We start from the raw sequence: 13319 nt of genomic DNA on the forward strand, positions 1-13319 counted from the left end.
CTTATCCATTCACGCTGCTTCACCGGCCGCGCCGCGCGCCCCACAACTACGGTGCGGGCAACCATGTTTGAGGGCAACCGGTCGAAAAAGCGCCAGGAACCACACCACCTGTCCCGAGGAGGTCGGCACAAGGCGGCCCGTGATCCGCGCGCGCACTGGCTGCTCCTCCTCCTCGTCCTCCCCGCGATGTTCGGCCTGCTGATGTTCCAGGGCTGGACCAACCACGAGGTGGACGCGGCGAAGGCGCGGCGGCCGTGCACCAGCCCGGTGCCGCGGGCGCTGGCCGACGGCGGGCCGGTGGTGCAGATCAACGGGGGCCGGGTGCGGACCGTGGGCATGCCCGCCGGGACGGTCGCGCTGACCTACGACGGCGGTCCTGACCCCGTCCAGACGCCGCGCCTGCTGGACCTGTTGCGCCGGTACGACGCGCGGGCCACGTTCTTCGTCTCCGGCGCCAAGGCGGCCCAGTACCCCGACCTCGTACGCCGGATCCGCGCCGAGGGCCATGAGATCGGGTCGAACACCTACACCGGCGCCGACATGGGCACGGCGTCCTCCAGCCGCTCCCGGATGGAACTGTCGCTGACCGAGTCGGCGCTGGCGGGGTCCGTGGGGGTCCAGCCGAGGCTGCTGCGGCTGCCGCTGACCACCGATGTGGACACGCTGTGCGGCGACGAGTGGCAGGCGGCGCGGCGCGTGGCCGCGGAGGGCTATGCGCTGGTGGCCGCCGACCGGTCGGGCACGAAGCCCTCGCAGGGGATGGTCCGGCAGTTCAGCCAGACGGACACCGCGTACCAGGAGACGGAGAAGCTGCTCAAGGACCCGCGCGCCAAGAAGTTCACCACCGTGACCGGCGGGCTCGGCGTGCCCCCGGTCGACGTCCCGGTCTCCGGCCTGGAGCGCTGGGAGGGCAAGGCCCTGATCTGGGTCGCGGCCATCGGCCGGGGCTTCGTGTCCACCATGACCTGGGTGCTGGGGATCGCGGGGGCGCTGGGGGTGCTGCGGCTGCTGATGCTCGTGCTGTTCGCGCGTACCCATGTCCGGCGGCTCACCCGCTTCCGGCCCGTAAAGCAGGTCAACGAGCCGGTGACGGTGCTGATCCCCGCGTACAACGAGGAGGCGGGCATCGAGGCCACCATCCGCTCGCTGCTCGCCTCCACCCATCAGCGGCTGCAAGTGGTCGTGATCGACGACGGCTCGACGGACCGTACGGCCGATATCGCCGCGAGCGTCAAGGACCGCCGGGTGCTGGTGGTCCGGCAGCCCAACGCGGGCAAGGCTGCGGCCCTCAACACCGGTCTGGCGCACACCAAGCACGACATCGTGGTGATGGTCGACGCCGACACCGTCTTCGAACCGGACGCCATCCACCAGCTCATCCAGCCGCTCGCCCACCCGGCCATCGGCGCGGTCAGCGGCAACACCAAGGTGGGCAACCGGCGCAGTCTGCTGGGCAGGTGGCAGCACCTGGAGTACGTCTTCGGGTTCAACCTCGACCGGCGGATGTTCGAGGTGCTGGAGTGCATGCCGACCGTGCCCGGCGCCATCGGGGCCTTCCGGCGGGACGCGGTGATGGGCGTCGGCGGGGTCAGCGAGGACACCCTCGCCGAGGACACCGACCTCACCATGGCGCTGTGGCGGGCGGGCTGGCGGGTGGTGTACGAGGAGACCGCCGTCGCCTGGACCGAGGTGCCCACCTCGCTGCGCCAGCTGTGGCGGCAGCGGTACCGCTGGGGGTACGGCACGCTCCAGGCCATGTGGAAACACCGCCGCGCGGTGATCTCACTGGGCTCGGTGGGGCGGTTCGGCCGCCGGGGGCTCAGCTATCTCACGCTCTTCCAGGTGCTGCTGCCACTGCTGGCGCCCGTGATCGACCTCTTCGCCCTGTACGGCGCGCTCTTCCTCGACCCGGCGGAGGCGGCCGGGGTGTGGTTCGGCTATCTCACCGTCCAGGTGGTCTGCGCCGGGTACGCGCTGCGGCTGGACGGGGAGCGGATGCGGGCGCTGTGGTCCCTGCCGTTCCAGCTCTTCGTCTACCGGCAGCTGATGTATCTGGTGGTCATCCAGTCCGTGGTCGCCCTTCTGCTCGGGACGCGGCTGCGGTGGCACCGCATCCAGCGCTCCGGGACGGCCGCGCAGGCGCTCGGCGAGGCACCCGCGCACCGGAGCCTGACATCGCGGTGACGTACGGAGGGGTCGCGTACGGAGGGGTGACGCACCGAGGGCGGCATACGACGGGGTGACGTACGGCGACCGGGTCCGCGTTCAACGCGGCACCGAAGTTGTCATACCTCTATGAACGGACGGCGGGCGCCTCCGGCCGCTCGGCAGACTGCCGCACATGAGCGATCGGTTGGACGGGTGGGCCGCCGGGGACCGGCCGTCGGCGCGGGCCTGGGAGATCTCGACGGCGGACACGCAGAGCATCCCCGTACAGGGGGCCCAGGGCATGCCCGCAGCCGGATCCCAGGGCGTCCCCGTACCGGGGCCGTCCGCGCCACCAGGTGCCCCCGCGCCCCACGGCGTCCCCACCAAAGCGGCCCCCTACCGGACGGGCGACGAGACCCGCGCCCCCGAGCCCCTACCCCCACCCGTGCCCACCCCCACCGTCCGGCGCCGCGCCCCCAAGGAGCCGCTCAGCCGGCGCCGCCGGATCGTCAGGCTGACCGTCGTGGCGGTCTCCGTGCTGCTCCTCGCCTCCGGCGGCGCCTACGTCTGGGCCGACACCCAGCTCAACCGCGAGGTCGACCTCGGCAGGGCTCCGGACCGCCCACCGCCCGGCAAGGGCACCAACTACCTCATCGTGGGCTCCGACAGCCGGGAGGGCCTTTCCGAGGAGGCCAGGAAGAGCCTGCGCACCGGCTCGGCCGAGGGCCGCCGCACCGACTCGATGATGATCCTGCACACCGGCTCCAACGGCACCACGATGATGAGCCTGCCGCGCGACTCCTGGGTGAACGTCCCCGGTTTCGTCCGCCCCGAGACCGGCAGGCGCTACAACCCGTCCCAGAACAAGCTGAACGCGGCCTATTCGATGGGCGGCCCCGATCTGCTCGTCTCGACCATCGAACGCAACACGGGACTGCGCATCGACCACTACGCGGAGATCGGCTTCTCCGGGTTCGTGGACGTCGTGGACGCGGTGGGCGGGGTGCGGATGTGTGTGGACCGGGACATCAAGGACCCCAAGTCCGGGCTGGATCTGAAGAAGGGCTGCCACACCCTCGACGGCGCGAAGGCGCTCGCGTTCGTCCGCCAGCGCAAGCAGGAGGCCAAGGGCGACCTGGGCCGCACCCAGAACCAGCAGAAGTTCCTGGCCGCGCTCGCCAACAAGGCCGCCACACCGGGCGTCCTGGCCAACCCGTTCGCCGCCTTCCCGACCGTACGCGCGGGTCTGGACACCCTGATCGTGGACAAGGACATGGGCCTGCCCACCCTGATGTCCCTGTTCGAGGCGGTGAAGGGCGTCACCTCGGGCAACGGCAGGCAGCTCAACGTCCCGGTGTCCAACACCAACCTCCGGACCTCCAAGGGCAGCGCGGTGCAGTGGAACGAGGCGCGGGCGCGGCGCCTGTTCGACCAGTTGCGGAACGACCAGCCGGTGACGATCGCCCCGCCAACGCCGTAAGGCCGACGCCGTAAGGCCGACACCGTAAGCCCGACACCGTAAGGCGGGCCTGAACCGCGCACGCGTCTTCCCCAACGCGAGTGGCAACGGGTTTCATGGACGGACGCTGATCGACTGCGCTCGCAAGCGCGCGAGGAGGTCCGAGGTTGTCCGCGCTCTCCGCCCGCCCCGCCCGCACCTGGCCCCGCTCCGCCAAGAGCCGTACCGGCGGCCCCCGCTGGTCCCCGAGGCTGCGCCGCCGACTGGCCGCCGACGCCGCGCTGCTGGTCGTCGCCGCCGCGTTCCTGCTCCCGCTCGCCTGGCTGGTCCTGGCCTCGATCGACAACGATGCCACCCTGCGGGTCTCGGCGCCCGACTCGCCCACGATGGAACACTTCTCGGCGGTGTGGACGGACGAGATCACCTTCACGCCGATGCTCAACAGCCTGCTCCTGTGCGGCGGCGCCACGATCCTGACCGTCGCCTGCGCGGCCCTCGCCGCCTATCCCCTCTCCCGCTTCCGCTCCCGCGTCGTGCGCCCGTATCTGCTGACGGTCCTCTTCACCACCTGTCTGCCGATCACCGCGATCATGGTTCCGGTCTATGGACTCTTCGTCCAGGTGGACCTCATCGACACCATGTCCGGCACCGCCCTCTTCCTCGCCGCGTCCCAACTCCCGTTCGCGATCTGGCTGATGAAGAACTTCATGGACGGCGTACCGGTGATCCTGGAGGAGGCGGCGTGGACCGACGGCGCGTCCTGGCTACAGAGCCTGATCCGGGTGATCCTGCCGCTGATGGGTCCGGGCATCACGGTCGTGATGATCTACAGCTTCATCATGATGTGGGGCAACTTCTTCATCCCCTTCATGCTGCTGCTCTCCCCCGAACAACTCCCCGCGTCCGTCTCGATCTTCACCTTCTTCGGCAACCACGGCCAGGTCGTCTACGGCCAGCTGGCCGCCTTCTCGATCCTCTACTCCACGCCCGTGCTCCTGCTCTACGTCCTGATCTCCCGCCGCCTGGGCGGCGGCTTCGCCCTGGGCGGCGCCGTCAAGGGATGACCCGCTTCCTGACCGGCCTCAGCCGCCCGGCCTCAGCCGCCCGGCAGGCTCGGCGCCGCGCAGCCGTGGTGTTCGGCCGAGGCGGCGGCGAAGGCCGCCAGCGCGGCGCGTTCGTAGGCGAGGTCGGGGCGGCGGCGGGTCTCGCCGTCGGCGGCGTCGGCGCGGATGAGGTAGAGCGCGGGCTGGGCGCCGCGCGGGCAGGTGGCACCGGCCCAGTAGGCGCTGCGGCCGAGCCGCCCGGCGGGCTTCTCCGCGGGGGTCACGTTCTCGTAGTCGTAGTCCCGGGTGTACTGGGAGCGGGCGTCCTCCGCGTAGGGGCCGTAGTACGCCTCCAGCCGGTACAGCGGTGAGCCGTCCCGGGTGCCGAGGACGCAAGCCTCGCGCGGTGCGCGGTCGCGGGCGGTCTCGCGGGCGGTGGAGACGGCGGAGCGGGAGGCGGTGGGGACGGCCGCGCAGGTGCCCTTGGCACCGAGCAGCGGCTCGTACTCGTCCTCGTTCACCGGCAGGCCGACGCTGCGGACCGGCTTGCCCAGACGCGCGCCACAGCCCCAGTGGTCGTTGGCCGCCTCGGCGGTCGCGGTGGCGGTGCGGACGAAGTCGGGGCGGACGGCGGGGTCGTCGAGGGTGGCCGCGCCGCGCAGCGCCGTCTCGACGGTGATCAGCAGACTGTCGCCGCGCCGGGCGCAGTCGAGCAGTACGGCGGTGGTGGCCGTGCCGTCCTCGGCGTCGTCCAGCCGTGCGGTGTCGGTGGCGAACAGGCCGGACCAGCCGTGGCCGAGGGGGACGGGGAGCGTGCGGCGGGCGGGTACGGCGGTGTAGAGGTCGTCGTATCCGTACTCGGCGCGGGGGCGGGGCGAGCCCGCGATGGAGACGGCGATGTGGCCGGTGTCCTCGGCGGTGATCCGGCAGTGGACGGAGAGGGAGTTGGCCCGCTTGGCGCCGCCCCCGTCGCTCTTGGCGCTCCCGTCGCTCCCGTCGCTCTCGTTGGCCTCGTCGCTCCCCTCGCTCCCGGAGGCCGTCTTGCCGAAGGAGCCCTCGGCGCGGTTCGTGACGTCCAGTTCGGTGTCGTCGCCGAGCACCGAGCGGACCTCGCCGACCGGAAGGACCCCGTCGCAGGCCCCCTCCAGCGCCCGGTCCGCGCTGCCCACGAACCAGACGAACGCTCCAGTGAGGGCGGCCAGCGCCACCGCCACGGCCACCAGGGCGCGGATCCGGCGCCGGGTGAGTGCGGGGCGGGTCGGTGCGGATCGGGTCAGTGCCACTGCTCGACCTCCCCGAGCACCTTGGTGTCACGGCACTTCGCGGACGCGGGCCAGCCGTCGTCGGCGTCGAGATAGCGGTCCAGGACCGTACGCGCGGCGGTGGAGAGCCTGGCCCGGTCCTTGCCGCCGATGACGGCCGTCTCGCCGTCCTCGAGCCGGATCTCGGGGAGGACGGCCACCCGGTGGTAGGTGGTGCGGCCTCCGCACACCGACCGCGCCCACAGGGCGAGTTGGGGCCGTCCGGCATAGGAGGAGACGCGGTCCTCCTGCGGCGCTCCAGGCTCAGCGTCCGCCTCGGAACCGGCCTCGGACGCGGGCCTGTCGTCCTCCGCTCCCCACCCGGGCACATGGCCCTCGCGTTCATAGGAGTCGTACGCCGACCGGCCGAGGATCCCCGACCAGCTGGCCGCCTCGACCTCGGTGACCTGCCACTGCTTCGGGCGCGGGCGCTCACCGGCGTTCTTCTCCGCGTCCCACTCCCCGGCGCAGGCGCTCAGACCAGGGGACTCCTGGAGATCGCCGAGGGTGGTCCAGGAGCCGGAGGCGACACCGGGGAGCGAGGAACCGTCGATCCACTCGCATTTGCGCAGGCCCTGGCCGGGCGCGCCATGGGTCTCGTCCGTGTCCACCACGGCGGTCGGCGTCGTGAGCGGTCCGGAGCCGCAGTGCTGGGCCTTGGTGAGGGCGTTGGCGACGTGTACGGCGGTGCGGAAGCCGAGGAGCGCGGTGGCGCGGTCCGGCTTGCCGCTCCCCGCCGTCGCGCCGTCCGCCGAGTCGGTCCCGTCAGTCCCGTCAGTCCCGTCGGTCCCGTCGTCGGTCCCGTCCGTCACCCGGGCCGTCACATACAGATCGGTCGTGGGGCGGACCCGGCCGCCGAGCCCACCCTGGCAGTCGGCCACCAGCCAGGCGCCCCGCTTCCCGTACTGGCCGGTGGTGCCCGGCGCCACGAAGGTGCCACGGCCACCGGCCGGTTCGAGGAGGTCCCGGGTCTCGACGGCCTCGGGCACATCGGAGACCAGCGCCTCGGCGTGGACCGTGACCCCGTAGCCGTCGCCCCACGACAGCGAGCAGTCCAGCAGCGAGCGGCTCTCCTGGCCGGGGGCGAGCATCGTGCCGTGCTGTCTGAGCTCGCCCGGCCGCTCGTCACGCACCAGCCGCGCGAGGTCGCCGTACGGCAGGGTGCCGTCGCATGCCTTCCTCAACTGGGCCCGGTTGGCGGCGAGATGGCCACCGCCGCTGTCCCGGGTCGCGAGGACGGCCCCCGCGATGCCCACGACCGCCATCAGTACGACAAGGGGCGTGCGGCGCTGCCACACACGGCCCCATAAACCACGCATCCCGCCCTTAACTCCTTACATCCCCTGACCAGTTCCCCCTTGATCAGGCGGGGACAGTATCAGAGGGCCGGAACCACGGCGGCGGCGCGGGCTACCCCTTCGCCCCGGACGGCTCCCCCTTCGTCTCCGACGGCCGCCCTTTCGCCCCCGAGCCCACCGGGTCGAAGCGGAAGACCTGCCCCGGGGCGTCGGACCGGCACGGCAGCTGGACCACATGGGCCCAGTGCCGGGTGGTGCCGCCGGGCAGCGTCAGGCACTGGCCGGTGTGCGCGGGCCGCAGCCGGAACCCCTCGGCGGGCCGGTCCACGGCCTCCAGCCGGAACTCCTCGCCCGCTCCCCGGGTCTCGCAGTAGTCGTCCCCCAGCCAGGCGCCCTCGGCCTTGCTCTGGCCCATGATTCCGGAGCAGCCCGGGCCGTGTTCGGGGTGCAGGGTGGCGAGCTGCCAGAGCCCGTCGTCCAGGCGCTTGAGCGAGAACGAGGGGAAGACCTCCGCGCACGGCACCTGATAGACCCAGGAGGTCTTGTCCGTCCGGCGTTCGGACAGACACAGCGAGGAGTGGACGGCCCGGATCCGGTACTTCCCGGGCGCGGGTGCGGGCGTGGGCGTGGCCGTCCGATCGTCCGGAGAGACGGCCACGGACCCGCCGCCCCCGCCACCCTCGTCGTCATGTGCCCGCCATGCGAGCACGGCGGCGACGGCGGCCACGACCACCGTCAGCCCGAGCGCGGTGCCCAGCATCGGCATCCGTAAGCGCCGGGCGCCCGCCTCGGCCGGACGGGCGACGGAGGGGGCGGCAGGCGCCGCGGGCTCACCGTGCTCGACCGGCGCGACGGGCCCGCCCGACACAGCCACCTCGACCGACTCAGCCGCCTCGCCCGCCCTAGCCGACTCGACCGACCCGTCCGCCTCAGCCGACCCGCCCGCCTCAGCCGACTCGACCCGTTCGACCCGCTCGATCGAGGTCGCGAGGTCCTTCCGTACGGCCAGCCACACCGTGAGCTCCGCGGGCCCCACCCCACAGGCCCGCACGAAGGCCGCGACCAACTCCTCGCGGGGCAGCGTGGCGCGCGCGAGCATATTGGCGACCGTGCTGCGCGGCAGTACGTCCCCGAGCGCGTCCGCCCGCGCGGCCAGCTCCCGGTAGGTCAGCCGGGACCAGTCCTTGAGCGCCTGAAGCGCGGCGATGAACTCAGCGGCGCTCCGCGCCTCCCGTGGATCCGGAGCCCTGTCGGCATCGGCCATCTGTCGTTCTCTCCCCCACCCCTGTGTCCCGCCCCTGTCCGGGACTGGCCCGGAATGTGTCCCGGACACGGGACAGCCTTGTTCACACCAGGCACTTGTTCAAGGGTGAACCTCGCCAACGGCACACAGCCGCAGCGGCCTTGATCTTCCACGGGGGGATGATCAAGGCCGCTGCGGCCGACGAAGACGAGAGAAGACGAGAGCAGACGAGAAAGGGAGACCTGGCGGCCGTGGCCGATCAGAAGACCGACTCGGCCTCGTCCATCCGGTCCACCGGCACGGTCTTGAGCTCGGTGACCGCGTTGGCGATCGGCACCATCGTGATGTCCGTGCCGCGCAGCGCGGTCATCATGCCGAAGTCGCCCCGGTGCGCCGCCTCGACGGCGTGCCAGCCGAAGCGGGTGGCCAGCACGCGGTCGTACGCGGTGGGCGTGCCGCCGCGCTGCACATGCCCCAGGATGACCGGGCGGGCCTCCTTGCCCAGGCGCCGCTCCAGCTCGGCCGCGAGGCGGTTGCCGATCCCGGTGAACCGCTCATGGCCGTACTGGTCGATCTCGCCCTTCTGGTACTCCATGGAGCCCTCGGCCGGGTGCGCGCCCTCGGCGACGCAGATGACCGCGAACTTCTTGCCGCGGGCGAACCGCTCCTCGACCATCTTCACCAGCCCGTCGACCTCGAAGGGCCGCTCCGGCAGGCAGATGCCGTGGGCGCCGCCGGCCATCCCGGACTCCAGCGCGATCCAGCCCGCGTGGCGCCCCATGACCTCGACGACCATCACCCGCTGATGGGATTCGGCGGTGGTCTTCAGCCGGTCCATGGCCTCGGTGGCGACGCCGACGGCGGTGTCGAAGCCGAAGGTGCGGTCGGTGGAGGAGATGTCGTTGTCGATCGTCTTGGGGACGCCGACGATCGGGAGCCCGGCGTCGGAGAGCATCCGCGCCGCGGTGAGGGTGCCCTCGCCGCCGATCGGGATCAGTACGTCTATCCCGTAGTCCCGGGCGTGGTCCTTCGAGGTCTCGCACGCCTCGCGCAGCCGGGCGCGCTCCAGGCGGGAGGAACCGAGGATGGTGCCGCCGCGGGCGAGGATGCCGCTGACGGCGTCGAGGTCGAGCTTGCGGTGACGGCCGTCGAGGAGCCCCTTGAAGCCGTCCTCGAAACCGATCACCTCGTCTCCGTGGCCGGCGACCGCGCGGTGCACCACCGACCGGATCACAGCGTTGAGACCGGGGCAGTCGCCGCCTGCGGTGAGAACTCCGATGCGCATCGTGCTGTGTCTCCTGCTCCCTACGGGTAGATGTGAGCCAGTCCGATTGTTTCATGGGCGGAGTGGTGCTGTATCCCCCGAGCGACAAGCGCCTTAATCACGGTCGCGGGTATTGTCAAGAGGACTGGGCCGGTGAATGTGGCCGATTTGTGTCCGATGGGCGCACATAACGAAAACACCGACGAACGCCAGAGGAACGGAGAGCACGCGTGACACGCAGCGTGTACGTGACCGGAGTCGAGCGTGGCGACGGACGCCAGGTCGTGGAGCTGGGGGTCATGGAGCTCCTGACCCGCCATGTCGACCGGGTCGGCGTCTTCCGCCCCCTGGTCCACGACGACCCCGACCGCCTCTTCGACCTGCTGCGGGCGCGCTACCGGCTCAGCCAGTCACCGGAGTCCGTCTTCGGCATGCGTTACGAGGACGCGGCCACGCTCCAGGCCGAGCGGGGCACCGACGAGCTGGTCTCACAGCTGGTCGGCCGCTTCCACGAGGTCGCCGACGCGTATGACTACGTGCTGGTGCTGGGCAGCGACTACGCGGCCACCAGCCTCCCGGACGAGCTGGGGCTGAACGCCCGGCTGGCCAATGAGTTCGGCGCCTCGGTGATCACGGTGGTCGGCGGACAGGGCCAGACCGCCGAGTCGGCCGGCGCCGAGGCCCACAACGCCTACCGCGCCTATGAGGGGCGGGGCTGCGAGGTGGTCGCGGTGGTCGTCAACCGAGTGGCGCCCGGCGACCGCGAGGCCATCGCCGAGCGGCTGGCCGCCAAGCTGCCGGTCCCCAGCTATGTGCTGCCCGAGGACGGGTCGCTGTCGGCGCCCACCGTCTCCCAGATCGTCCGCTCGCTGGGCGCCGAGGTGCTGCTCGGCGATCACACCGGGCTCTCCCGGGACGTGCGGGACTTCGTCTTCGGCGGCGCGATGCTGCCGAGCTTCCTGCCCGCGCTGACCGAGGGCTGCCTGGTGGTGACGCCCGGAGACCGCGCCGACCTGATCGTCGGCGCGCTCGCCGCGCACAGCGCGGGCGCCCCGCCGATCGCCGGGGTGCTGCTCACCCTGGACGAGCGGCCGGGTCCGGACATCCTGGCGCTGGCCTCGCGGCTGGCCCCGGGGACCCCGGTGGTGTCGGTCGCGGGCGGGTCCTTCCCGACGGCGGCCGAGCTGTTCGCCGTCGAGGGCAAGCTCACGGCGAGCGCGCCGCGCAAGGCGGAGACCGCGCTGGGCCTCTTCGAGCGGCATGTGGACACCGCGGCGCTGACCGAGCGCATCTCGGTGGGCCGCTCCAGCCGGGTCACCCCGATGATGTTCGAGCGCGAGCTGATCGAGCGGTCCCGGTCCCACCGCCGCCGGGTGGTGCTGCCCGAGGGCGCGGAGGAGCGGGTGCTGCGCGCCGCCGACGTACTGCTCCGCCGCGATGTGTGCGATCTCACACTGCTGGGCGAGGAGGAGCCGATCCGCAAGCGCGCCGCCGAGCTCGGCATCCAGCTCGCCGAGGCGCAGATCATCGATCCGCAGACCTCCCCGCTGCGGGAGCGCTTCGCGGAGAGCTACGCGAAGCTGCGCGCCCACAAGGGCGTCTCCTACGAGCTGGCGTACGACGTGGTGGCCGACGTCTCGTACTTCGGCACGCTGATGGTCCAGGAGGGGCTGGCCGACGGCATGGTCTCGGGCGCGGTGCACTCCACCGCCGCCACCATCCGGCCCGCCTTCGAGATCATCAAGACCGCGCCGGGCGCCCAGATCGTCTCCTCGGTGTTCTTCATGTGCCTGGCCGACCGGGTGCTGGTGTACGGCGACTGCGCGGTCAACCCCGACCCGGGCGCCGAGCAGCTGGCCGACATCGCCATCCAGTCGGCGACGACGGCCGCCAAGTTCGGGGTGGAGCCGAGGATCGCGATGCTGTCGTACTCCACCGGCACCTCGGGCTCCGGCGCGGACGTGGACAAGGTGCGCAAGGCGACCGAGCTGGTCCGCGAGCGCCGTCCGGATCTGCTGGTCGAGGGCCCGATCCAGTACGACGCGGCGGTGGACGCCGCGGTGGCGGCGACCAAGCTGCCCGAGTCCGAGGTGGCGGGCAGGGCCACCGTGCTGATCTTCCCGGACCTGAACACCGGCAACAACACCTACAAGGCCGTGCAGCGCTCGGCGGGCGCCGTCGCGGTCGGCCCGGTGCTCCAGGGCCTGCGCAAGCCGGTGAACGACCTGTCCCGAGGGGCACTCGTCCAGGACATCGTCAACACCGTCTCGATCACCGCCATCCAGGCCCAGTCCCCGGCGGCCGCCGCCTCTCCGGCCTCCTCGACTTCCCCGACCTCTCCGACTTCCCCGACACAGAAGGCGCAGTCCGCGTGAACGGCTCCCGAGTCCTCGTCCTCAACTCCGGCTCCTCGTCCGTGAAGTACCAGCTGCTGGACATGGCCGACGGCTCCCGTCCGGCCTCCGGCATCGTGGAGCGGATCGGTGAGGGCCCCGTCGCCGACCACGCGGCGGCCCTCAAGCAGGTGGCCGACGAGCTGGCCGCCGAGGGCCTGGGCCTCGACTCGCCCGAGCTGGCGGCGGTCGGCCACCGGGTGGTGCACGGCGGCACCCGGTTCACCGAGCCGACCCTGATCACCGACGAGGTGGTCCAGGAGATCGAGAAGCTGATCCCGCTGGCCCCGCTGCACAACCCGGCCAATGTCACCGGGATCAAGGTGGCCCGCTCGCTGCGCCCGGACCTGCCGCAGGTCGCGGTCTTCGACACGGCGTTCCACTCCACCATCCCGGAGGCGGCGGCGCGCTACGCGATCGACGTGGCGACCGCCGACCGCTGGGGGGTGCGGCGCTACGGCTTCCACGGCACCTCGCACGCGTATGTCTCGCGGGCCACCGCCGCGCTGCTGGGCAAGGAGCCGGCGGAGGTCAACACGATCGTGCTGCACCTGGGCAACGGGGCCAGCGCCTCGGCGGTGCGCGGCGGCCGGTGTGTGGAGACCTCGATGGGGCTGACCCCTTTGGAGGGCCTGGTGATGGGTACCCGTTCCGGGGACATCGACCCGGCGGCGATCTTCCATCTGTCCCGGGTGGGCGGCATGTCGACCGATGAGATCGACACGCTGCTCAACAAGCGCAGCGGTCTTGCCGGGCTGTGCGGGGACAACGACATGCGCGAGATCGGCCGCCGGATGGGCGAGGGCGACCGGGCCGCCCAGCTCGCCTTCGACATCTACATCCACCGACTGCGGAAGTATGTGGGCGCGTACACCGCGGTGCTCGGACGGGTGGACGCCATCGCGTTCACCGCCGGTGTGGGGGAGAACTCCGCGGCGGTACGGGAGGCGGCGATGCGCGACCTCACCGCGTTCGGCATCCAGGTGGACGGCGTCCGCAACGCGCTGCGCTCCGCCACGGCGCGGCTGATCTCCACGGAGGACAGCCGGGTCGCGGTGGCCGTGGTGCCCACCGATGAGGAGATGGAGATCGCCAGCCAGACGTATCACCTGGTCAGCGCCTAGGCTCCGGTTCCGCTCCGCTGTGCCCTTGACTTAAATATTCCGCTCC

Annotated in this window: 9 protein-coding genes; 5 read left to right on the forward strand and 4 right to left on the reverse strand. The window is 71.9% G+C overall.

The window, feature by feature from the left end; translation table 11 throughout:
• Positions 1-63 precede the first annotated feature (63 nt).
• The 3 genes from ABD329_RS06260 to ABD329_RS06270 all read left to right on the forward strand — a co-directional run bounded on the left by ABD329_RS06260 (position 64) and on the right by ABD329_RS06270 (position 4671).
• Complete coding sequence (locus ABD329_RS06260) at positions 64-2184, forward strand: bifunctional polysaccharide deacetylase/glycosyltransferase family 2 protein (RefSeq protein ID WP_198280030.1); 2121 nt, start codon at positions 64-66, stop codon at positions 2182-2184.
• Positions 2185-2341: 157 nt separating this feature from the next.
• Positions 2342-3628 (forward strand): LCP family protein, encoded by a 1287-nt coding sequence (locus ABD329_RS06265; RefSeq protein ID WP_344316073.1) that lies wholly within the window; start codon positions 2342-2344, stop codon positions 3626-3628.
• Between the two features lie 146 nt (positions 3629-3774).
• Positions 3775-4671 carry a carbohydrate ABC transporter permease gene (locus tag ABD329_RS06270; protein ID WP_344316074.1) on the forward strand — a complete coding sequence of 299 codons (897 nt, stop codon included), beginning with the start codon at positions 3775-3777 and terminating at the stop codon, positions 4669-4671.
• Positions 4672-4703: 32 nt separating this feature from the next.
• Here the strand turns inward: ABD329_RS06270 and ABD329_RS06275 are convergent, their stop codons facing one another.
• The 4 genes from ABD329_RS06275 to ABD329_RS06290 all read right to left on the reverse strand — a co-directional run bounded on the left by ABD329_RS06275 (position 4704) and on the right by ABD329_RS06290 (position 9777).
• Complete coding sequence (locus tag ABD329_RS06275) at positions 4704-5933, reverse strand: hypothetical protein (protein WP_344316075.1); 1230 nt, start codon at positions 5931-5933, stop codon at positions 4704-4706.
• Complete coding sequence (locus tag ABD329_RS06280; RefSeq protein ID WP_344316076.1) at positions 5924-7270, reverse strand: hypothetical protein; 1347 nt, start codon at positions 7268-7270, stop codon at positions 5924-5926. The genes ABD329_RS06275 and ABD329_RS06280 overlap by 10 nt, the downstream gene beginning before the upstream one ends.
• Before the next feature lie 91 nt (positions 7271-7361).
• Positions 7362-8513, reverse strand: a complete 1152-nt coding sequence (locus ABD329_RS06285) for an RICIN domain-containing protein (protein ID WP_344316077.1) — start codon at positions 8511-8513, stop codon at positions 7362-7364.
• A 238-nt stretch (positions 8514-8751) separates the two neighbouring features.
• Positions 8752-9777 carry a 6-phosphofructokinase gene (locus tag ABD329_RS06290; RefSeq protein ID WP_020868358.1) on the reverse strand — a complete coding sequence of 342 codons (1026 nt, stop codon included), beginning with the start codon at positions 9775-9777 and terminating at the stop codon, positions 8752-8754.
• A gap of 209 nt (positions 9778-9986) precedes the next feature.
• On the opposite strand from ABD329_RS06290, the gene pta reads away from it, so the two are divergent.
• Both pta and ABD329_RS06300 read left to right on the forward strand, forming a co-directional pair.
• Positions 9987-12131, forward strand: coding sequence for a phosphate acetyltransferase (pta, locus tag ABD329_RS06295; RefSeq protein WP_198276735.1), 2145 nt, complete (start codon positions 9987-9989; stop codon positions 12129-12131).
• Positions 12128-13273, forward strand: coding sequence for an acetate kinase (locus ABD329_RS06300; protein ID WP_198276734.1), 1146 nt, complete (start codon positions 12128-12130; stop codon positions 13271-13273). The genes pta and ABD329_RS06300 overlap by 4 nt, the downstream gene beginning before the upstream one ends.
• Positions 13274-13319: the final 46 nt, after the last annotated feature.

It is taken from the genome of Streptomyces javensis (assembly GCF_039525925.1).
Classification (GTDB): domain Bacteria; phylum Actinomycetota; class Actinomycetes; order Streptomycetales; family Streptomycetaceae; genus Streptomyces; species Streptomyces asiaticus.

Bases quoted from the DNA above. Each gene is read 5' to 3' on its own strand.
- ABD329_RS06290 (WP_020868358.1), bottom strand. From the start codon at position 9,777: ATGCGCATCGGAGTTCTCACCGCAGGCGGCGACTGCCCCGGTCTCAAC.
- ABD329_RS06280 (WP_344316076.1), bottom strand. From the start codon at position 7,270: ATGCGTGGTTTATGGGGCCGTGTGTGGCAGCGCCGCACGCCCCTTGTC.
- ABD329_RS06260 (WP_198280030.1), top strand. From the start codon at position 64: ATGTTTGAGGGCAACCGGTCGAAAAAGCGCCAGGAACCACACCACCTG.
- ABD329_RS06265 (WP_344316073.1), top strand. From the start codon at position 2,342: ATGAGCGATCGGTTGGACGGGTGGGCCGCCGGGGACCGGCCGTCGGCG.
- ABD329_RS06285 (WP_344316077.1), bottom strand. From the start codon at position 8,513: ATGGCCGATGCCGACAGGGCTCCGGATCCACGGGAGGCGCGGAGCGCC.